Annotated in this window: 11 protein-coding genes; all 11 read left to right on the forward strand. The window is 42.9% G+C overall.

Features of this window, described 5'->3' with window-relative positions:
• The first annotated feature begins 14 nt into the window (after nucleotides 1–14).
• Nucleotides 15–1,721, forward strand: a complete 1,707-nt coding sequence (locus tag Q0R88_RS14225; RefSeq protein WP_295717155.1) for a RagB/SusD family nutrient uptake outer membrane protein — start codon at nucleotides 15–17, stop codon at nucleotides 1,719–1,721.
• A gap of 130 nt (nucleotides 1,722–1,851) precedes the next feature.
• Nucleotides 1,852–3,381, forward strand: coding sequence for a glycoside hydrolase family 32 protein (locus tag Q0R88_RS14230; protein WP_295717158.1), 1,530 nt, complete (start codon nucleotides 1,852–1,854; stop codon nucleotides 3,379–3,381).
• 14 nt (nucleotides 3,382–3,395) lie between these two features.
• Complete coding sequence (locus Q0R88_RS14235; RefSeq protein WP_295717160.1) at nucleotides 3,396–4,934, forward strand: glycoside hydrolase family 32 protein; 1,539 nt, start codon at nucleotides 3,396–3,398, stop codon at nucleotides 4,932–4,934.
• A 220-nt stretch (nucleotides 4,935–5,154) separates the two neighbouring features.
• The gene (locus Q0R88_RS14240) at nucleotides 5,155–6,984 is read left to right on the forward strand and encodes a family 16 glycoside hydrolase (RefSeq protein ID WP_295717163.1); all 1,830 of its coding nucleotides are present in this window, start codon (nucleotides 5,155–5,157) and stop codon (nucleotides 6,982–6,984) included.
• Between the two features lie 12 nt (nucleotides 6,985–6,996).
• Nucleotides 6,997–8,964 (forward strand): c-type cytochrome, encoded by a 1,968-nt coding sequence (locus Q0R88_RS14245; RefSeq protein WP_295717165.1) that lies wholly within the window; start codon nucleotides 6,997–6,999, stop codon nucleotides 8,962–8,964.
• A gap of 133 nt (nucleotides 8,965–9,097) precedes the next feature.
• The gene (locus Q0R88_RS14250; protein ID WP_295717167.1) at nucleotides 9,098–9,868 is read left to right on the forward strand and encodes a DUF1080 domain-containing protein; all 771 of its coding nucleotides are present in this window, start codon (nucleotides 9,098–9,100) and stop codon (nucleotides 9,866–9,868) included.
• A gap of 601 nt (nucleotides 9,869–10,469) precedes the next feature.
• Nucleotides 10,470–12,617, forward strand: a complete 2,148-nt coding sequence (locus Q0R88_RS14255) for a DUF5703 domain-containing protein (RefSeq protein ID WP_295717169.1) — start codon at nucleotides 10,470–10,472, stop codon at nucleotides 12,615–12,617.
• A 301-nt stretch (nucleotides 12,618–12,918) separates the two neighbouring features.
• Nucleotides 12,919–15,477: a galactose oxidase gene (locus Q0R88_RS14260; RefSeq protein WP_295717171.1), complete on the forward strand. Its 2,559-nt coding sequence runs from the start codon at nucleotides 12,919–12,921 to the stop codon at nucleotides 15,475–15,477.
• A gap of 103 nt (nucleotides 15,478–15,580) precedes the next feature.
• Nucleotides 15,581–17,827, forward strand: coding sequence for a GH92 family glycosyl hydrolase (locus Q0R88_RS14265; protein ID WP_295717174.1), 2,247 nt, complete (start codon nucleotides 15,581–15,583; stop codon nucleotides 17,825–17,827).
• A 39-nt stretch (nucleotides 17,828–17,866) separates the two neighbouring features.
• Nucleotides 17,867–19,123: a glycoside hydrolase family 71/99-like protein gene (locus tag Q0R88_RS14270; RefSeq protein ID WP_295717176.1), complete on the forward strand. Its 1,257-nt coding sequence runs from the start codon at nucleotides 17,867–17,869 to the stop codon at nucleotides 19,121–19,123.
• Between the two features lie 289 nt (nucleotides 19,124–19,412).
• The gene (locus Q0R88_RS14275) at nucleotides 19,413–21,677 is read left to right on the forward strand and encodes a glycoside hydrolase family 3 N-terminal domain-containing protein (RefSeq protein ID WP_295717177.1); all 2,265 of its coding nucleotides are present in this window, start codon (nucleotides 19,413–19,415) and stop codon (nucleotides 21,675–21,677) included.
• Nucleotides 21,678–22,051: the final 374 nt, after the last annotated feature.

Here is a 22,051-nt window from a genome sequence, read left to right on the forward strand (position 1 = left end):
AAAAACTATTCAGTATGAAAGCAAAAATATTATTTACAGCTATTTTATCCGGCCTGATCATCTTCAGCTCCTGTAAAAAAGCGTTAGACTATACACCAAAAGGAGTATTGTCTGCATCAGATTTAAAAACACCAGCCGCTGTTGAAGGTTTGGTAACCGCGGCCTATGCTGCTATCGGGAACGGCGATATGATTGGGCCGATATATAGCGATTGGGCCTACGGCAGCGTTCGCTCAGATGATGCCTATAAAGGCGGCGGCGGTACAGGGGATGTTGGCGAAGTGGATGCTTTGGAGCATTATAACCTGGTAACCCCATCAATGGATTCGTTTGTTTCGCGTACCTGGAAAAACTTGTTTAAATCTATCTCAAGAGCAAATGCGGCGCTCAGGGCGGTTAATTCGCTTTCGGATGCCGAATTTCCTAACAAAAAAACACGTTTGGCCGAATTGAGATTTTTAAGAGCACATAGTTATTTTACTATGAAGCTGTTATATAAAAATATCCCCATTTTTGATGAAAATGCAACATCTGCCGATATCCTGAAAGTTTCAAATACTTTATCAAATGATGATTCCTGGAACAAAATCGCTGCTGATTTTCAATATGCGGTTGACAATTTACCAGCCTCACAGCCCGAAAAAGCAAGAGCCAATAAATTAAATGCCCAGGCTTATTTGGCCAAATTGAAATTATACCAGGCTTATGAGCAGGATGATAAACATCATGTAACCAATATCAATAAAACAAGGTTGCAGGAAGTAGTTACCCTTACACAGGCAGTTATTGGCTCGGGTAAATATTCATTAAGTAATGATATTGCTGATGATTTTTTACCCGAAACAGAAAACGGACCAGAATCAGTATTCGCGATACAATTCACCATTAATGATGGTACTACTTCAGGGCGTTTAAATTTCGAGGATGGATTAAACTATCCGCATGGAGCACCTCAGTACGGATGTTGCGGATTTCATGCTGCAAGTCAAAACTTAGTAAATGCGCATACAACGGATGTAAATGGTTTACCTAATTTTGATAACTTCAACAATAGTATAGCTGATTTAACAAAAGTTACTGTTGACCCGCGATTAGATCATACAGTAGGTATAGATGGCCACCCATACAAATATGATAACACCAAACCATTCAGCAACAGCTGGGTACGTGATCCGGGTGTTTATGGAAATTTTCATACCATGCGCAACCAGCAACTGGCTACCAGCTCATCATATTTTAAGCTCGGTCCGTTTATGGGATCGGCAAAAAATTATGATATAATCAGGTATGATGATATCTTATTGATGCAGGCCGAAGCATATATTGAATTGGGGCAGCAGGCAAGCGCTTTACCACTCATTAACCAGATACGCAACCGTGCCGCGGCAAGTACAGGGCGGCTTAAAAAGTTGGATGGTACTTTCCCATCAACCTACAATGTAAAGCCCTATAGTTTAGCAAACTGGAATCAGGACTATGCCCGTAAAGCATTACAATGGGAAAGACGCCTGGAATTTGCAACCGAAGGTGCACGTTTCTTTGATTTAGTGAGATGGGGAATTGCAGAAAAAACTTTAAACGACTATATTAACATTGAAAAAGGTAGAAGACCATTTTTAGCAACGGCTAAGTTTACCGCCGGGAGAGATGAGTACCTGCCAATTCCACAATCAGAAATTACATTTACCAACGGTTTATATAAACAAAACCCTGGTTATTAAAATTGTTATATAAAATTAATGGGCACCCGGCTTAATTTATTAAGCCGGGATGCCTGTTATTTATGGAATATTTATTTTAAGTTTCTTGAATGCCCCCTCCAAATAATATAACCTGTTAATAGCTTAAATTATGAAAACAAAATGTGGCGTATTAATGCTGATTGCTTTTCTTACAATAACATGTATTTGTAAGGCTCAGGATTTGCCAAAACCTTACACGGAGCAGTACCGCCCGCAGTTACATTTTTCGCCAAAGGCGCATTGGGTAAATGATCCCAATGGTATGGTTTACTTTAACCACACTTACCATCTGTTTTTCCAGTATTACCCCAAGGATATTGTTTGGGGCCCAATGCACTGGGGGCATGCGGTAAGTAAGGACCTCATCCACTGGAAAGAGTTACCGATAGCTTTATATCCCGATAGTTTGGGCTATATATTCTCTGGCAGCGCCGTGGTTGACTCCAACAACACTTCGGGTTTTGGTAAAAAGGGAAAGATTCCCATGGTAGCTATCTTTACGCATCACGACCCTAAGGGGGAGAAAGCCGGTAAGGATAATTATCAGAACCAGAGTATTGCTTATAGCCTGGATGAAGGAAACACATGGACGAAGTATAAGGGCAACCCGGTATTGAAAAATCCGGGTATTAAGGATTTTCGTGATCCTAAAGTAATGTGGTACGCAAAAGAAAAAAAATGGGTAATGACTTTGGCCACCAAAGATCATATCACTTTTTACTCGGCGTCTGATCTGAAAAACTGGAAGAAGGAGAGTGAGTTTGGTTTAAGAGAGGGAGCGCACGGCGGGGTATGGGAATGCCCCGACCTGTTCCCTTTAAAGCTGAATGGCAAAACTTACTGGGTATTGATTGTAAACATTAATCCCGGAGGGCCAAACGGAGGATCGGCCACGCAATATTTTATAGGCAGCTATAACGGCAGCAAGTTTACACCAATGGATACCCAAACCCGTTGGCTGGATTATGGGCCCGATGAGTACGCCGGTATAACCTGGGGAAATACAGGCAGTCGCAAAATATTTTTAGGCTGGATGAGTAATTGGGAATATGCCAACCAGGTACCAACAGAAAAATGGCGCAACGCTATGACCATTCCGCGCGATCTGCAATTAAAGCAAAGTAAACAAGGTATCGTAATTGCATCAACACCCGTTCCCGAACTGGCTACTATAAATGCAAAGAGTTTGGCTTTAAATAACCTATCGGTTAATAAAACGCTTGATCTGTCATCAAAGGTAGCGGACTTCAAAAGCCAGTATGTGTTAAAAATGAGCCTGGCGCAGTTAAAGGGCTACACCATTAAATTATCAAACAAAAAAAGCGAAGAACTCCTGATAGGTTATGACGAAGCCAAAGATCAATACTTTATTGATCGTACAAAATCCGGGAAGGTTAGTTTTCAAAAGGATTTTGCAGGGCAAGCTAAAGCGCCAAGATTTACGGCTGCTAAAAATTCAGATATTACCATAGTGGTTGATAAGGCATCGGTTGAGGTATTTGCAGATGGAGGATTAACCACCATGACGGCTGTTTATTTCCCTAACGGGGATTTTACCGATCTGGCAATAACAGCAAATGAAAAATTGAATATAAAAAACATTAAAATTACACCACTAAAATCCATCTGGAATAAATAAAATCCATCTACTCTATGAAATCTATTAACAGCGTTATAATAACCTGCCTTTTTGTTGTTGCTGTAAACCGTATGGCATTTGCCCAGGATGTGCCAACACCGCAATGGCGGCCTGCCTATCATTTTACCCCGCCTAAGAACTGGACGAACGACCCCAATGGTTTAATATTCCTGAATGGTGCTTATAACTTATACTATCAGCATAACCCATCCGAAAACAAATGGGGGCACATGAGCTGGGGGCATGCCACCAGTACCGATCTGGTACATTGGAACAACCTGCCTGTTGCAATACCCGAAATAATGACAAAGGATACTACCACCTGGATCTATTCAGGCTCGGCGGTGCTGGATAAAAACAATACAAGTGGTTTTGGCAAAAATGGTAAGGCACCCATTGTGGCCATTTTTACTGCCGATCAGCCTAAGCAAAAAAAGGAATCACAATTTATTGCTTACAGTAATGATGGTGGCTTAACCTATACTCAATATGCCGGTAACCCGGTGATTGATCTTAACATGAGGGATTTTCGCGACCCCAATGTTTTTTGGCATGAGCCAACCAAGCAATGGATCATGACGGTAGCCATGGTTGATGAGCACATGGTAAGGATCTACGGTTCAAAAAATTTAAAGGAATGGACAAAGCTGAGTGATTTTGGTCCTGCAGGTTATACAAAAAACGGTTGGGAATGCCCATCGTTGCTGCCATTGGTAGTTGATGGTAATGCATCCAATATAAAATGGGTGCTTTTTGTATCATCAGGAGGTGAGCACGGCCCGCTAATGCAATACTATGTTGGCGACTTTGACGGCACAAGCTTTAAAAACAACAACGATGCTAATAAAGTATTGACCGTTGACTACGGAGATGCCTTTTATGCCGCCATAGCCTGGCGGGATGCGCCCGAAAATAAAAAGGTCCTTTTAGGTTGGATGCAGAACGGCAGGAAAGAAACATTTCCATGGAAGGGACAGATGTCTATCCCGCATGATCTGACGTTAAAAACTACCGACGAGGGTTTAAGGCTGATCCAGTCGCCATCTGAGGTAATCAGCAAATCGCTTGCAAAGCATGCAAAGAGCGTTCTTACTAAAAAGAACATGACTGTTGATGGCAACGTTGAACTTTCTGCAGATGGACGTTTTAACAGTAACTCAAACTGGATTGATGCGGAATTTGAGGTGAACGCTTCCCAGAAAACCGGCTTTGTTTTAACAGAAAAAAAGGGGACATCAAAAAAAGTAATAGTAGGCTATGATGCCGCCAAGCAGGAACTGTTTGTAGATTGTACCGGTTCAGAAACAGGGAATAAAGATTCCCGGAATTTGATTCAAACAGCGCCTTTAAAACCGGTGAATGGTGTAATAAGGATACAGGTATTGCTTGACAGATCATCATTGGAAGTTTTTGGCAATGGCGGCGAACGGGTGATTTCCACCATGATTTACCCGGATAATGATGCTACCGGCATAGCCGTATTTGCTGAAGGAAAAACATTGATCAAAAGTTTAAAAATGTGGGATTTAAGCAATAACCTGCCTAAGTTATAGCCTTTTTAATTCTTGGTTTATTCTGATATTTAGTCAATTATAAGGCGTTCCTGCTAAAATGGAACGCCTTTTTTTATGACTGGTTGTCAGGTAATTTTAGATTAACTATTGTTAAAATAATATTCGTAATCGATTGCGTAATTTTACTAAATTGCCAACTGTAAAGCTTCTTCGCTTTAAACTACATAAACCATATTATAATTAAAATCAAATGTATTCTATGAAGTATCCTCCTGTAAACTTTAGCGGTAAAAGGTTTTTGGCGTTACTTGTTTGTGCGCTGGGTTTTCAAAACCTCATGGCGCAGAACAAAGTACCACTTAATGACTTGTCTTTTTTTCAGGATCCATCATCAAACTGGAAGCTGGCAACCAACGTGCAGGCCGATCTTTTGCAGGATGAGATTTTAAACGTTAAGGATGGTACAGGTATCCTGGTTAACCTGCCCGGCAAAAAAGGTGCAAAAGACCTATTTACCAAAGCTAATTATGGTGATGTGGATATTGAGCTTGATTACCTGATGGCTAAAGGATCAAATTCAGGAATATATCTGCAGGGGCGGTATGAAATTCAGTTATTGGATAGCTGGGGAGTGGTTAATCCCAAATCGGGCGATAACGGCGGCATCTATGAACGCTGGGATGATAGTAAACCCGATGGACAGCAAGGCTATGATGGGCATGCGCCAAGGCAAAATGCCAGCAGGGCTCCCGGTTTGTGGCAACATATGAAGATCTCGTTCCAGGCACCGCGCTTTGATGCAGGCGGCCAAAAAATATCAAACGCAAAAATAATATATGTTTGGCTGAACGGTGTTTTAATACAGGACAATGTGGAGCTTGCAGGGCCAACCCGCGGGGCCATAGATAGTAAGGAAAATGTTACCGGCCCTTTACGCATCCAGGGCGATCATGGCGCGGTAGCTTTCAAAAATATTAATATAACAAGTTTTGATAAATCGCATCCGGTGTTATCAAACTTAAAATACCAGGTATATAAGGGTGGCTCACTTACCGAAACTGAATACAAAAAGCTGAAACCCGAGGCGGAAGGCAGTTCAACAATTTTGTCATCAAATCAGGGTAAATTAACCAACGACTTTTTGATCCGTTATACAGGCAACATAAAAGTTACCGAAGCCGGCGAATATGAATTTAAACTAAGTGTACCCGGCGGCAAAGGTTCTTTGCACATTAATGGCGCCGATGCAGTACCCCAGGCTGATAACAGGGGGACGGGCAAAATTCAATTGCAACCCGGCGACCATAATTTCGAGCTTTTTTATTCAAAAACTGCTGACTGGGCCAAGCCTTCTTTAGGGCTTACGGTAGCCGGCCCCGGCATTCGTGAGTATTTGTTGAGCGATGCCAATGTAAGTTCAAATGACCCCATTGATCCAATCCTGATCAATGCTCCTTCAAATACCATTTTGCGTAGTTTCTCTGATCTGCCGGGTGGTATAAGAGTTACACACGGTGTAAATGTAGGCAGTGCGGAACAGGTACACTATACTTATGACCTGGATAAGGGAATGATAGTTGAAGTATGGCGTGGCGGATTCTTAGATGCTACCCCCATGTGGCATGAACGCGGCGATGGCTCATCGCGCCCGGCCGGCTCAGTGCTGTATTTGGGTAAACCGGTGCCTGCAATTGAAAAGCTGGCTAACGCGCAGGCTGCCTGGGCGCCCGATACCGCTGGTACAGGTTATAAGCCTAAAGGATATATTTTAAATACCAATGATCAGCCGGCTTTCAGGTATATCATTTATGGTTCAGTAGTGAATGATGCCAGTACCATTATGGATAAAGGGCAGGGCATTCACCGCGAAATAACTTTGCAAAACCCAATTGATGGTTTATTTGCACACCTTGTTACTGGCGATAGTGTTGAGGACCTTGGTAACGGCTTATATACGGTTGATAACAAATCCTACTATATCCGCATAGATGACGCTGGAGGAGTCAAACCCATTATTCGTGACGCGGGCGGGAAGCAGGAGCTTATCATCCCGATCCAGAAAAAATTAACCTATTCCATTATCTTTTAAGTAGCCTTCATCATGAATTACTCATTAAAACAAATGATAAACAGGGCCACATTATTTAGCACACTAATAATTGCCGCTCTTTTAAACTATACACAAAAAACATATGCCCAGGCAGAATCGCCCAAAGAGGATGATTTTTTTAAAATTATGAAAGTGCCCGCTCCCGAGGGTACCATTTTGGAAGTTGGCGGTTTATGTACTTTACCCAACGGAACACTTGCGGTAACCACGCGCCGGGGCGATATTTTTATGGTAGAGAACCCTACCAGTCAGCATCCGTTCTTTCGCAAGTTTGCATCTGGCCTGCATGAGGTTTTGGGAGCAGCCTGGAAAGATGGGGCTTTGTACGTAGTACAACGTGGCGAGCTTACCAAATTGGTTGATACCAATATGGATGGTAAGGCCGATGTTTTTGAAACCATTTATGCGTGGCCTTTATCTGGCAATTATCATGAATACAGCTTTGGCCCAAAGATAGCGCCCGATGGATCTTTCTTTGTTACCCTTAACCTTGGTTTCCCGCCGGATTGGTGGCACCCTAAAAGTTTTGTACCATACAGGGGATGGACCTTAAATATTAAAGAAGATGGAACGGTTACTCCATGGGCTGCCGGGATGCGCTCGCCATGCGGTATCAGTATGATTGACGGAGAATTGTGGTATACCGACAACCAGGGCGACTGGGTGGGATCGGGCAGTATAATGCAGGTTAAAAAAGGCGCTTTTATGGGCCATCCATCAAGTTTGGTATGGACTAATTTGCCAAACTCGCCATTAAAACTTACGTCCGAGCAATTCTTTGCCAAAAACAACCCGAGGATTGAATTTGATAAAGATGGGCAGCCGTTTAAACCACAGAATATTGTTAACGAAAAGTTTAAAACTGAGTTTGAGGCTAAAAAAGAAATTCCGGAATTGCAGTTGCCCGTTGTTTGGCTGCCGCATGGCATCCTTGGGATTTCCAATTCCGAAATTGTAAAGATCCCTGAAGGCGCTTTCGGTCCGTTTGCAGGCCAGTTATTGGTATGCGATCAGGGACAAAGCATGGTTGACAGGATTTTCCTGGAAAAAGTTAATGGCGAATACCAGGGAGCCGCATGGGCTTTCCGGAGTGGTTTTCAATCGGGCATTGTAAGGCTGGCCTGGTTGCCAGATGGTTCGCTGGCAGCAGGCGAAACCAACCGTGGCTGGGGCTCTGCGGGCGAGGCTACCATGGGCTTGCAGCGTTTGGTATGGAACAATAAAATCCCGTTTGAAATGAGGGCCATCCGTGCCATGCCCGATGGATTTGAAATTGAATTTACCAAACCGGTAGATAAGAAGGTTGCTGAAGATATAGCATCATACTCGGTAGAGAGTTATATTTATAAATACCACGGCGTGTATGGTAGTCCCCCGGTAAATACCGAAAAATGCCCAATAGTTGGAGTTAAAGTATCAGATGATGGTTTAAGGGCGAGATTGATCGTCAATAATTTGCGCAAATATTATATCCACACCATTACCCTTGATGGCATCCGCGATAAAGAGAATTATTTTAACCTGATTCATCCCACAGCATATTATACCCTGAATAATATCCCCGAAGGGCAAAAACTATCCATTGTGGAAGTCAGCACCATCAACTCATTTAAAAAAGTAAAAGTTGCAGCACTGGCAACGGCAAAACCCGGAGCTAAAAAAGGAACTGGTGTAAAGGTTTTGGCGGTTGCTAATGCAGTGCCAACTTATGATGAAGTAAAACCACTGTTACTGAAAAATACGTGCCTATCATGCCATAATGCCAATAAACGCCAGGTTGGTCCGGCTTATATTGATGTGGCAAAAAGAAAATACAGTGTAAACGAATTGGTGCAGCTGATTCACAATCCGAAACCTGAACATTGGCCGGATTATTCAACACCAATGCCACCAATGCCGCAGGTACCTAAAGAGGATGCCCGCAAAATTGCCCTTTGGATAAAATCACTGGTGAAATAAAAAGAATCAAGAATCAAGAAATAAGAGTCAAGAATCAAGAAAAAGACTGCAAGGCGGGTCTTAATATATTGTGTGCAAGAATAAGATAATTGTATCTTGATTCTTAACTCTTATTTAAAAACAAATCTGAAAAATGAAACACTTTGTAATATTTGCGGCTTTATTGGCCTGTTCGGCTTTAACAGCTCACGGGCAGCAAACTGCTAAACCAGAAGATACTGAATACTGGACTCCTGTACCGGCCATAGTAACCCCTGCCAAAAACATGGGCGAAGCACCATCTGATGCCATTATTTTATTTGATGGTAAAAACCTGGATGAATGGGTAGCCACTAATGATTCCACATCGGCACATAAATGGAAAGTTGCCGATAAAGCAATTACGGTAGATAAAACCGCAGGCGATATCCAAACCAAACGGAAATTCATGGATTTTCAGCTTCATATCGAGTACAGGATCCCGTCAAATATTACAGGTAAAAGCCAGGCACGCGGTAACAGCGGTATTTTCCTGGCAGCCCTGCCCTGGGGAGCCGGCGGATACGAATTGCAGGTGTTGGACAACTATAAGAACCCTACTTATGTTAACGGCCAGGTAGGCAGTTTATATAAACAATCGCCACCATTGGTGAACGCCTGCCGCAAGCCTGGTGAATGGCAATATTATGATGTGATATGGACGGCGCCCCGCTTCAATGAAGATGGCACCTTAAAATCAGCGGCGCGGGCCACGGTGTTGCACAACGGGGTACTGGTTCAAAACAATACAGCGTTAAAAGGAGATACCCCATACATCGGTCAGCCCGAATACCGTAAACATGGCGCCGAACCTATCAAATTACAAGCCCATGGCGACAAAAGTGAACCGATAAGCTACCGGAATATTTGGGTGAGGGAGCTATAAGGGCTGTCTAAAAATAAATAAAACAACCGTCATTGTGAATGGTAAAATCCGATGGCCTCTGAAGGGGAAATAACGTTAAAAAGCTTTGTCATCCTGAGGAACGAAGGATCTATTTGCAAACTGTACAGGGCGAAGAAGCATGGTGGAGAGTAGATCCTTCACTATCGTTACCCATGACGTATTGAATTTTGAGGCGTGTGGGCCTGTCAGTCTGAGCCTGTCGAAGACTCGCGCGGAGAGGCCTTTGCCCGCTATCCTTCGACAGGCTCAGGATGACAGCCAGTTTTGTTACGTCATTTTCTCCTTCAGAGGCCACCAGATTTTACGACTCGCAATGACGATCTTTTTCTCTATTTTTAAAGAGCTTCTAAGGTTACGGTGCTTTATAAAAAAACTTATTTCATTTAAAGAGTTATTTGGTTAATCAATTTTTAATGGTTTATTAAGCTGCGGATGTTTATTTGTACCATCAATTAACCGGGTAAGCTGCATTATAAAGTTCTGTTTATTCCTTTGCTGTTTAAATACTACAGTATAAACGCTCGTGGTTAATTGCTGACGTATTGTTTCATGCTTCGGATAGTTATCTACCTAAATAAAAATGAATAGAAAGCCTTTTATACTGATTAATGTTTTCCTGTGTTTAATTATTGCCACCGCCGTTTTTGCCAACCCAAAAGCCCCGGCGGATACCTTGCTTGATAAATATAATGTTCTTTGGGATACGCCCGGTCCCGGTTCGGCGCAATCCATGCCTTTGGGTAACGGTGATATTGGCCTGAATCTTTGGGTAGAAAAAAATGGCGACCTCGTTTTCTACATCAGCAAAACTGACGCATGGGGCGGCGAATTGGCTGCTCAAAAAGACGAGTGGATGAAACAGGGCGGCGTATTGATGAAGTTAGGGGCTGTCAGAGTATCTGTAAATCCCAGTCCTTTAGCTAATGGTTCGGTTTTTAAACAGGTACTCCAACTAAAAACAGGCGAAATATTGATACAGGAAGGGGAGGGTGCATCCGCGGTTAACCTTAGGGTTTGGGTTGATGCCAATAACCCTGTGATCAGGGTGGAAACCCATAGTGCATCCCCCGGAACAGTAAGCGTAAAACTCGAAAACTGGCGCTCGGGCTTGACGGATACCGTTTTAAAAAATCAAAAGGGACGCATAGCCTGGTATCATCATAACGCGGCAACTACCGATCCTCATTTGGCTAACCTTACTTTTGGGGCCGTTATTAAAGGTACGGGCCTGGTGAATAAGGATAATGCAACTTTGCAATCGGGTAAGGCAAGCACCTCGCAATTGATCTCTATTTATCCATTAACGTCGGTTGCCGAAAGTGGTGGTCAATGGCTATCAAAACTTCAAAATAAAGTAAACCAAATTGAAAAATTAAAACTCGAACAAACCCGGCTGGCCCATCAGCAATGGTGGCGGCAATTCTGGCAGCGCAGCTGGGTATTTGTACGTGGTGATGAGCAGGCTAATCATGTTACGCAAGGTTACGTTTTGCAGCGCTTTGTTACTGCATGCGCCGGTAGGGGGGCTTATCCTATAAAATTCAACGGGTCTATTTTTGTGGTGGATAATCCTGCCAAAAATGAAAATGCCGATTTCCGTGCCTGGGGCGGTCAATATTGGTTTCAAAATACCAGGGCTATGTACTGGCCAAGGCTTATGGCCGGTGATTTTGATATGATGCTGCCGTTGTTTGGTATGTATGCCAATATTTTGCCGGCCAATGCTGCCCAGGTTCAGCAATATTACCATCACGCCGGGGCTTATTTTGCAGAAACCTCACCTTTTTGGGGCGGACTGAATTTTATGGGACCCGATGTGAAGGCCAATTATACCAATCATTACTTTACGCCCATATTGGAATTAAGCATGATGATGCTTGATTATTATGAATACACCGGCGATGCTGCGTTTGCTAAAAAAACCTTATTGCCCATTGCCACCGCCGGACTACAGTTTTTTGAACAGCATTTTGGCCGGGACAGTACCGGGAAGCTTTTGCTTGATCCTGATAACTCTATAGAAATGTTTTGGAAAGTGCATAACCCCGCACCCGATATTGCAGGTTTACATGCCCTACTTAGCCGCTTGATAAAACTGCCTGCCGGTATTGTGGATGATAAAACACATTCACAATGGCAAAAATTTTATGAAGAGCTGCCGGCCTTACCCACAGCAAATGATAATGGTAAAACTTTGCTTTTGCCCTACACCGGCCCGCAAACCGCAAAAGCATTCAACAGTGAAAATCCAGAATTATATGCCATATATCCGTTTCGTATTTATGGGTTAGGGAAGCCCGGTTTGGATGTAGCCATAAATTCATTTAATGCACGTAAACAGCGTTCAAAGGGCTGCTGGGTTCAGGACCCCATACAGGCTGCCATGATAGGCGATGCCGATGTGGCCAAGGACTATGTAAGTTTTGCGCTTACCCATAAAGATCCTCAACTTAAATTTCCGGCCTTTTGGGATAAAGCCAATGATTACATGCCCGATGAAGATAACGGCGGTAACGGAGAAAACGGCCTGCAATTGATGTTGATGCAGGTTGATGGCAAAAAGATAATGCTTTTGCCCGCCTGGCCCAAAGGATGGGATGCTGATTTTAAACTTAATGCGCCTTATAACACAACGGTAGAAGGGAGGGTTGAAAACGGAAAGCTTGTTAACCTGAAAGTTATCCCCCAAAGCCGGATGGCCGATGTTGTTGATATGACGAAACATTAATAAGCCGATGAGGCGGTCGACCCATCGAAAACATGCTTTTGTTTGAGCAAAAGGTTAAGGTACTTAATGTTTGTGGTAAATTGGTATTAATATTTGTTAAATTTATACCAGTTACTTTGGGCCGGCCTTCACTGCATTGTTACTTTATATAAAGTTATATTCCTTGAATGTGTATTGTTTTTATTGTAATTTAGCCAGCATAACACATGTAACCTAAACATTTTACATGTTTTCATAACCTGAATTATTAAACTATACGCCGGGTACTTAAGTATTAATACTTATTGTGTACTTATTCAACATGAGATTTTTTTTATCGGGAACTATAACGGTTATTTTATTAAATATCCTATTCATATTGCCAGCCAATGCGCAATCGTATGGGTTGGGATTTTATAGTCACGAAGTAGTACAGGATAAACGCACCACTTTAGACCTTAGCCTGAGTAATGTTGCCCCAAAAGATAATCTTGAAGTTTCATTTGATCTGTCTTTCATCCCCAATCACGAAATTTATTTTGGGTATATATTAAGAATTGTTGACGATAATAAGCAAAATATCGACCTGGTATATGATAACCAGGCCAATACCCGGCACTTTAAAATCATCATAGGCGAACGGCTTTCCAAGATCTCCTTTAATATTGATGATAAACTATTATTTGAGCACTGGAACAAACTGCGGCTATTGATAGATTATAAGAATGATAAGATCACCGTGTTCTCGGGCCGCGAATCATTTTCTGAATTGGGTGTTCATCTGAAACAAAGCAGAAACTACAAATTGCTTTTTGGCGCTAATGCCTACCGCCAGTATCAAACAACCGATCTTCCGCCTATAAAATTAAGGGACGTAAATGTATCGCAAAGCGGTAAACTGTTATCCAATTGGCCGCTTAATGAATGGGATGGATGTGTTGCCAATGAAACAGTAAACCAAAACAACGGAACAATAACAAACCCATTGTGGATTAAGGCCCGTCATCGTAACTGGCAAATGGAAAAGGAATTTACGGTACCGGGCGATGCCAGTCTGGCCTTTGATGCCGCAAATGAAGCCGTTCATATTATCTCCCAGGATTCGCTGGTTACTTTTTCTGTTAATAAAACACCGCAGCTAAAAAGTACGGCTTACCAATCGGGCAGGCAAATGCTGGTACCCGGTGATCAGGCTGTATTTGGTAATGATAAGCTGTACTATTTGTACATAGATCAAATGGCTATTGCTACCTATGATTTTAAAGCTGGCAAATGGAACAAAGGTTTCAAAAACCGGGCAACCAATAACGGGCACCTGAATAAGTTTTACAGTAAATCAGATAGCTCTGTATATACTATTGGCGGCTATGGGCAGCTGATATATAAGGATAGTGTTAAACGATATAATGTGATCACCAATACCTGGCAAAAAGTAAAGGTTAAGGGCGATACGTTTACCCCCCGTTACCTGGCCGGGCTGGGCACCAATGCAACCGGCGATACGGCTTACGTAATTGGCGGTTATGGCAGCGCTTCGGGGCAGCAGATAGTAAACCCGCGCAATTTGTATGATATGATGCGGTTTTCGGTTAAAGATAAATCCTTTAAAAAACTGTTCAGCATCGATGTTAAAAATGAGGATTTTGTATTTGCCAATTCCCTCGTCGTTAACGAAAAAAACAGGTCATACTATGGGCTTATTTTTCCGCAGCACAAATTTAATTCAAGTCTTCAACTCATAGAAGGATCTTTGGATAAGGCAAGCTACCACCTGGTGGGCGATACTATTCCCTTTCTTTTTCATGATATCCACGCTTATGCAGATCTGTGTTATTTTGCTCACAGCGGTAAGTTTTTGGCTGTAACCCTTTTTAGAGAAAACGATAGAACACGAATCAAGATCTATTCACTTTTAAGTCCGCCTGAACCATTGGCTGATAAGGTAATTGAGATTAATCATAGCTATCTTCTATGGATAGGAGGTGTTTGTGTGGCTGGTTTGGGTTTAGCTTTGGTGGTTGTGATCAGTCGTCGCCGTAAAAAAGCTTCAGCAATACCGGCGGTGATACCCAAAAGTGTCGAAGAACAGCCCGTCGCCGTTCATCAACCTGAGCCGGAAGTAATAATTGCTGCAGACGATCATACCCGGAATAACAACAACAGTAACGCCATATTTTTATTTGGCGATCTGCAGCTTTTTACGCCGGACGGAAACGAGATCACCAAGTATTTTACACCCTTGCTAAAAGAACTGTTCCTAGTTATTTTGCTCTACTCGGTAAAGTTGGATAGAGGAGTAAGCTCCGAAAAGCTGAATGAGATACTTTGGTTTGATAAATCAGAAAAAAGCGCCCGTAATAACCGGTCGGTAAATATTGCCAAGCTTAAATCGTTGTTGGATAAAATGGGGCATTGCCATTTATCAAAAGATACCGGTTACTGGAAAATAGCGATTGATTATAGCAGCATCCTGGTTGATTACCACAATTACCTCAACATTGTATCCAACAAAACCAAACTTAACAAACAAAAGATAATTCAGCTTACCCATATCACCCAGAGAGGTAATTTTTTATCGAACATTGAATACGAATGGCTTGATGCTTTTAAATCCGAAGTATCTAACGAGATCATTGATTCCTATATACAATTTGCAAACAGCGTTCAAATAGCTGATGATCCTGAGTTTTTGATAAAGTTGGCCAATGATATTTTCTATTTCGACCCGGTAAACGAGGAGGCCATGATATTAAAGTGCAAGGCCCTTGCGCACATTGGCAAACACTCGCTTGCAAAAAACACTTTCGAAAACTTTAACAAAGAGTATAAAGTAATTTATGGTGAAGCTTTTGATCGTGATTTTCATTCAATTCTTGAATAAATCTGTTACAATCGTTATTTTCTTCCTTAATTAATCAAATATTAATAGTTCATTAAGCTTTATGAACAATTTTGGGCTATAAACCAATTATAAATTTTTGCAGATGGTTAATCATTTTTCCCGTTTATTAAAACCGGTTGTTTTATGTGCCATGTGCAGTATGGCTGCTACAGGTACAAGCTATGCGCAAAACACCGATGGCAATTTAGTATATATTGACCCAAGGATAGGCAACGTGGGGCAACTATTGGAGCCCACCCGGCCAACTATGCACCTGCCCAATCAAATGATCAGGATGTACCCTAAAAGGGCCGATTATATTGACGACCAGATTTCAAGCTTCCCGCTTAATATGGTTTCGCATAGGTTGGGCGAGGTTTTTGCCATAAAGCCCGATAATAAACCACTCACCATGGAGTCATGGAACCAAAAAATGACTTATGATCATGACCTGGAAGTTACGAGGCCGTGGTATTATTCCACTTATCTTATTGATAAAGGTATTACTGTGGAATTTACACCCGGCAAAAAGGTTGGCGAGTACAGGTTTACCTTTCCTGCTAAAACTGCTGCCAAAAGTATGCTGTTTAATGTATATAATGAGGGACCAGCAACATGGAACTTTACAGGTGGTAACGAGCTTACCGGTACAGAAATTTATCATGACGATATTAAAATTTACGTTTACGGGCAGTTTAGCGCTAAAGGAACTGCAGGTGTAATTAAGGATGGCGCGTTAACCAATCAGCCATCGGTAGAGGGTAAGGAGGCCCGGTCATTTATCACATTTGCAGCTGATGCTCCTGATCATATTGAATTTAAATATGCCATATCCTATGTAAGCGCTGAGCAGGCCAAACAGAATTTTAAGGATGAGTTTACCGGGGTTGATTTTGCAAAGTTGGAAGCATTGGCCAAAAGCGCCTGGGCAAAAGTGGTAAACCAGATCAATATTGAGGGTGGTACCGTGGCACAACGCAGGTCGTTTTATACAGCGCTTTACCGTAGCAATGAGCGTATGGTGAACATCAACGAGGATGGGCATTATTATAGCGGGTATGATAAAAAAGTGCATGACAGTAACAGGCCTTTTTATGTAGATGATTGGGTTTGGGATACCTACCTGGCATTGCACCCGCTGAGAAGCATACTCAATCCCGCCATGGAATCGGATATGTTGAATTCCTACGTGAACATGTACCAGCAAAGCGGCTGGATGCCTACCTTCCCGGTATTGTTTGGCGATAACCCATGCATGAATGGTTTTCACTCTACTGTGATGTTCCTGGATGATTACCGGAAGGGTATCCGTGGCTTTGATGTAGGAAAAGCATATGAAGGCATTTTGAAAAATGCAACACAGGCTACCATGCTGCCATGGGAAAATGGCCCTAAGTGCGAGTTGGATGATTTTTACTATAACAAAGGATTTTTCCCGGCCCTGCAAAAAGGTGAAAAGGAAACTGTGAGCCTGGTTCATTCGTTTGAGAAAAGACAGGCTGTTGCCGTAACCCTTGGTGGCAGTTATGATGATTGGGCAGTTGGCCAGCTGGCAACCGAGTTGAAAAAGACAAACGATGAGGCCACATTTGCCAAACGTGCATTAAACTATAAAAACCTGTGGAACGATGATAAAAAGATGTTTATCCCTAAAGATAAGGATGGCAACTGGATTAACATCGACCCTAAATTTGATGGCGGCCTTGGCGGACGTGATTTTTATGATGAAAACAACGGCTGGACTTACCTGTGGCAGGTGCAGCATGATATACCCGGCCTTATTAATTTAATGCGTGGCAACGATAACTTCCAGGCTAAACTTGATCAAACATTTCGCGAAAGTTTAGATAGGAGTAAATACCAGTTTTGGGCTAAATTTCCGGATGCAACGGGTTTAGTTGGCCAGTATTCTATGGGTAACGAGCCAAGTTTCCATATCCCGTACCTATATAACTATGCCGGCGCCCCATGGAAAACCCAAAAACGCATCCGTTTCCTGCTTGATGTATGGTATAAGGATAACATCTTCGGCATCCCCGGTGATGAGGATGGCGGCGGTATGTCGGCCTTTGTGGTGTTCTCCTCTATGGGCTTTTATCCTATTACGCCGGGCAAGCCGGTATATACCATTGGTAGTCCGGTTTTTAGCAAGGTTACTATCAATTTATCCAATGGTAAACAGTTTAAAATGGTAGCCAATAATTGCTCGGTGATCAATAAGTATATTCAAAGCGCAAAGTTTAATGGCAAAGTTTTAAATAAACCCTGGTTTACACATGAACAATTAACCTCCGGAGGTACCCTCCAACTGGAGATGGGGCCAAAACCAAATAAAAGCTGGGGTATCTGATTTAACCAATAAAAACAAAACATATTAAATTTTCTCCTGATGAAAAAACAAGTTTTTAGCATCTTGCTGCTATTGCTATGCACTGTTGTATACGGTCAAAAACATAGCAAAACGTCGGCATTTAAAAGTTACAAGGGGCTGGTGATGGCCGGTTACCAGGGCTGGTTCAATGCGCCTGAAGATGGTGGTGGCCGGGGCTGGAATCACTATACATCGCATGGTAAATTTGAGCCGGGCTTTACAAATATTGATGTATGGCCCGATGTGAGCGAATATAAAAAGACCTATAAGTCGCCCTTTAAACTGGCCGATGGAAGTGATGCTTACCTCTATAGCTCCTATGATGCATCATCTGTGGAAACCCATTTTAAATGGATGCAGCAGTACGGCGTAGATGGTGTATTTGTACAACGCTTTATTGGCGATGTACAACGGGGCAGGGGGCGCAATCACAACGATGTAGTTTTGGGTAATGCGCTTAAATTTTCTGAAAAATACCACAGGGCAATTTCTGTAATGTATGATCTTTCGGGAATGGGCGCCGGTGGCGATTCATTAGTTATTAAAGACTGGAAGCATTTGGTTGATAGTATGAAATTAACCAACCGTGGCAACAACCAAACCTGGTTATATCATAACGGTAAACCGCTTATTGCCGTATGGGGAGTTGGCTTTAACGATAACCGCAAATATGGCCTTGCAGAAGCTGAAAGGATCATTGATTTTTTAAAGAACGATCCTGTTTATGGTGGATGCGCTGTTTTATTGGGTGTACCAACCTACTGGCGCGATTTTGGGAACGATACGGAGAAGGATCCCCAACTGCACAATTTGCTGCGGAAGGTTGATATTGTTCATCCCTGGTTTGTGGGCAGATTTAATGAAGATTCGTACCCCAAATTTGAGGCGAGGATTGTAGATGATATTGCCTGGTGCAAAGCCAATAAGGTGGAGTATGTGCCCACTGTTTTCCCTGGCTTTAGCTGGCATAATATGAACCCGCGCAGTCCTCAAAACCAAATTCCCCGCAACCGGGGCCGCTTTTACTGGAAACAGATTAACGGCGCCATAAAAAGCGGTGCCGACATGCTTTACGTAGCCATGTTTGATGAGGTTGATGAAGGCACTGCTATTCTGAAAGCATCAAGAAATCCACCGGTTGGCTTAAGCACCTTTGTTAGGTATGAGGATGACGTGCCCAATGATTATTACCTGTACCTAACCGGTTATGCTGCTAAAATGCTCAGGCATCAGGTGCCTTTGCAGGAGAATGTGCCATTGCCGGTTGGTAAGTAGGTGTTGCGTGTTGCGTGTTGCGTGTTGCGTGTTGCGTGTTGCGTGTTGCGTGTTGCGTGTTGCGTGTTGCGTGTTTGAAAAAATGCAGACAAGTTAAGTGGAATTTTTAGAAATTCTTGTTGGTGAAATTTGCGAAAGTATAAAAAATCAGTTCTTGTTAATGCTTTATTAATTACTTATTAGTTGTCCACACATAGCTTAGCCGAAGTATAAACCAAATAATTAAGCTCTGCTTGTTAGGTAAACCAATCGATTGTATTCAAATATTAATCTTATCATATAATAAAGTATGAAGAAAAAGAACGCCTCAATTTTGGCTCTTTTAACGATGACTTTTTGTTCATTTAATAATCCGGATCAACCGGTGAAACTTCCTTACAAGGATGCCAGATTACCGGTTGAAAAACGGGTGGCAGATCTGCTAAGTAGGATGACTACCGTCGAAAAGATCAGGCAGCTGGATATGTTTTGGGGCCACGAGGTTGCCAATATGAAAGGGCACGAGGCCGAATCAGTTTCTGATAGCGCTAAAATTAATATCGGCACACAAGGCATTGGCTCGGTGCATGATCTTTATCCATTAACAGCGGCTGTTACCAACCAGATTCAGCGGTATGCGCTGGAGAAAACAAGGTTAGGCATCCCTGTATTATTCATTGAGGAAGGGTTGCATGGCTATGAAAGCCTGGGAAGTACAACCTTCCCTACACCTATGGCGCTGGCCGGTGCCTGGGATACTGCCATGGTACACAAGGCCGGGCGCATCATTGCTACCGAGGTACGGGCGCATGGTGTTAATATGATATTAGGACCCGTGCTTTGCCTGCCACGAGATCCGCGCTGGGGAAGGGTTGAAGAAACTTACGGGGAAGATTCATACCTGGCCGCGGCCAATGGCGTGGCTATGGTAAAAGGCATGCAAGGCAATAAATTAAGCAGCCCGGATGCGGTTGTGGCAGAACCCAAGCACTTTGCGGTTCACGGCGTACCCGAAGCGGGCAGCAATATGGCACCCGTAAATATGGGTGAGAGAGAAGCCCGTTCATCATTTTTATATGTGTTTGAAAAAGCGGTTAAAGAGGGTGGCGCTTTAGGTATGATGGCTGCATACAGCGAAATTGATGGTATTCCCTGCGTAGATAACCGCTGGTTGCTGCAGGATGTTTTGCGCAAAGAATGGGGTTTTAAAGGCTTTGTACTGTCGGATCTTGGGGCCATCAAGATGTCTTTGAATAGTCACCAGGTAGCTACAGACCCTGCCGATGCACTGGCGCAAACTTTTACTGCCGGGCTGGATATGCAGTTTTATGATTTTCCGCATCAGCAGTTTATGGATGCGATGACAAAGGCTTTAACCAGTAAGCAATTGGCCACAGCCAGCCTTAACCGGGCGGTAGCTAACGTACTGAGGGTTAAATTTATGTTGGGTTTGTTTGATAATCCGTATATAGATGAGGCATTACTTCAAAAAGTGAACCATACCGAGGCCAGTCGCGCAGTAGCGTTACAGGCCGCACAGGAAGGCATCAGCTTGTTGAAAAATGAAAATTCGGTATTGCCGCTTGGCGCTAACGTGCATTCCATTGCAGTTATTGGCCCCTTGGCTGCCAGTACTTATTTGGGCGGATATGCCAATAAGGATGGTAAGGGTGTTGCTATTATTAACGCCTTAAAGCAAAGGGCGGGTAATAGTTTGGATATAAAATATGAACCCGGTTATTCACCGGCTGATACCTCGGCTATGGGGGAAGCCGAAAATCTGCAGAAAGCAATTAACACGGTTAACAGCGCCGACGTAGCTATAGCTGTTTTGGGAGAAGATATTAACGAAGTAGGCGAGGGAAAAGATCGTTCCAATCTGGATCTGAATCATCAGCAATCGAGGTTGATAGAAGCTATTTATAAAACAGGCAAGCCCACAGTAGTTGTGCTTTTCAACGGGCGACCTTTATGTATCAATTGGATAGCTAAAAAAATACCGGCCATTGTTGAATCGTGGTTTTTGGGCGAAACCGGCGGGCTGGCCATAGCTGATGTTTTACTGGGAAAAGTCAATCCATCAGGTAAGTTGCCAATGACATTTCCACGGTCGGTAGGGCAGTTGCCTTATTATTATAACCATAAGCCAACCTCAAGGCACGTATATGTCGACCAGGATACTTCGGCCTTGTTCCCCTTTGGGCATGGTTTAAGTTATACTACTTTTCAATATTCAGATCTGCACATTAGCCAGGCGCGTATCCCGCTTAATGGTTCGGTTAACGTAAGTATCAGTATAAAAAATACCGGCAAGGTTGAGGGTACCGAGGTTGTACAGCTTTACCTGCGCGATGTTATTGCAAGTGTTACTACACCCGTAAAATCGTTAAAAGGCTTTAAGCGCATCTCCCTGAAACCAGGGGAAAGTGGCACCGTACATTTTAAACTGAATAACAGGGAACTGATGCTTTGGAACAGGCAAATGAAACAGGTTGTTGAACCCGGCGAGTTTAAAATAATGGTAGGCAGCTCATCAGAAGATATCCGGGCGAGGGGGAGTTTTATAGTTTATTGATGTGCGGATTTAGGTTAAAAGTCCTGCCGAATTTATTTCGGCATCCCACGTACTTAGTGTTCAATTTGCGGGCAACCTGTCCTGTGGGATGCTGAAACAAGTTCAGCGGGACATGGGGATAAAGTATCCCGGTATAAACGAGATTAACCGGGATTTAGTTGATGTTATCAGGTATTTGATAACCTGTGTGCCCGGGGTGAGATACGGGCACATTTATTTTAATTTAACCATTTAAACCGACCGTCATTGCTGTAAGGGTTTAGTAATTCGGTAACAGAATCAGGTATTTTTATTTGTTGTTTAGGGTGACCATATCGATAGGTTTTTTACCATTGATGCCCTGATGTGGCCGTTCCCAGTTATAATAAACAAGA

It is taken from the genome of Mucilaginibacter sp. (genome assembly GCF_025362475.1).
GTDB lineage: Bacteria > Bacteroidota > Bacteroidia > Sphingobacteriales > Sphingobacteriaceae > Mucilaginibacter.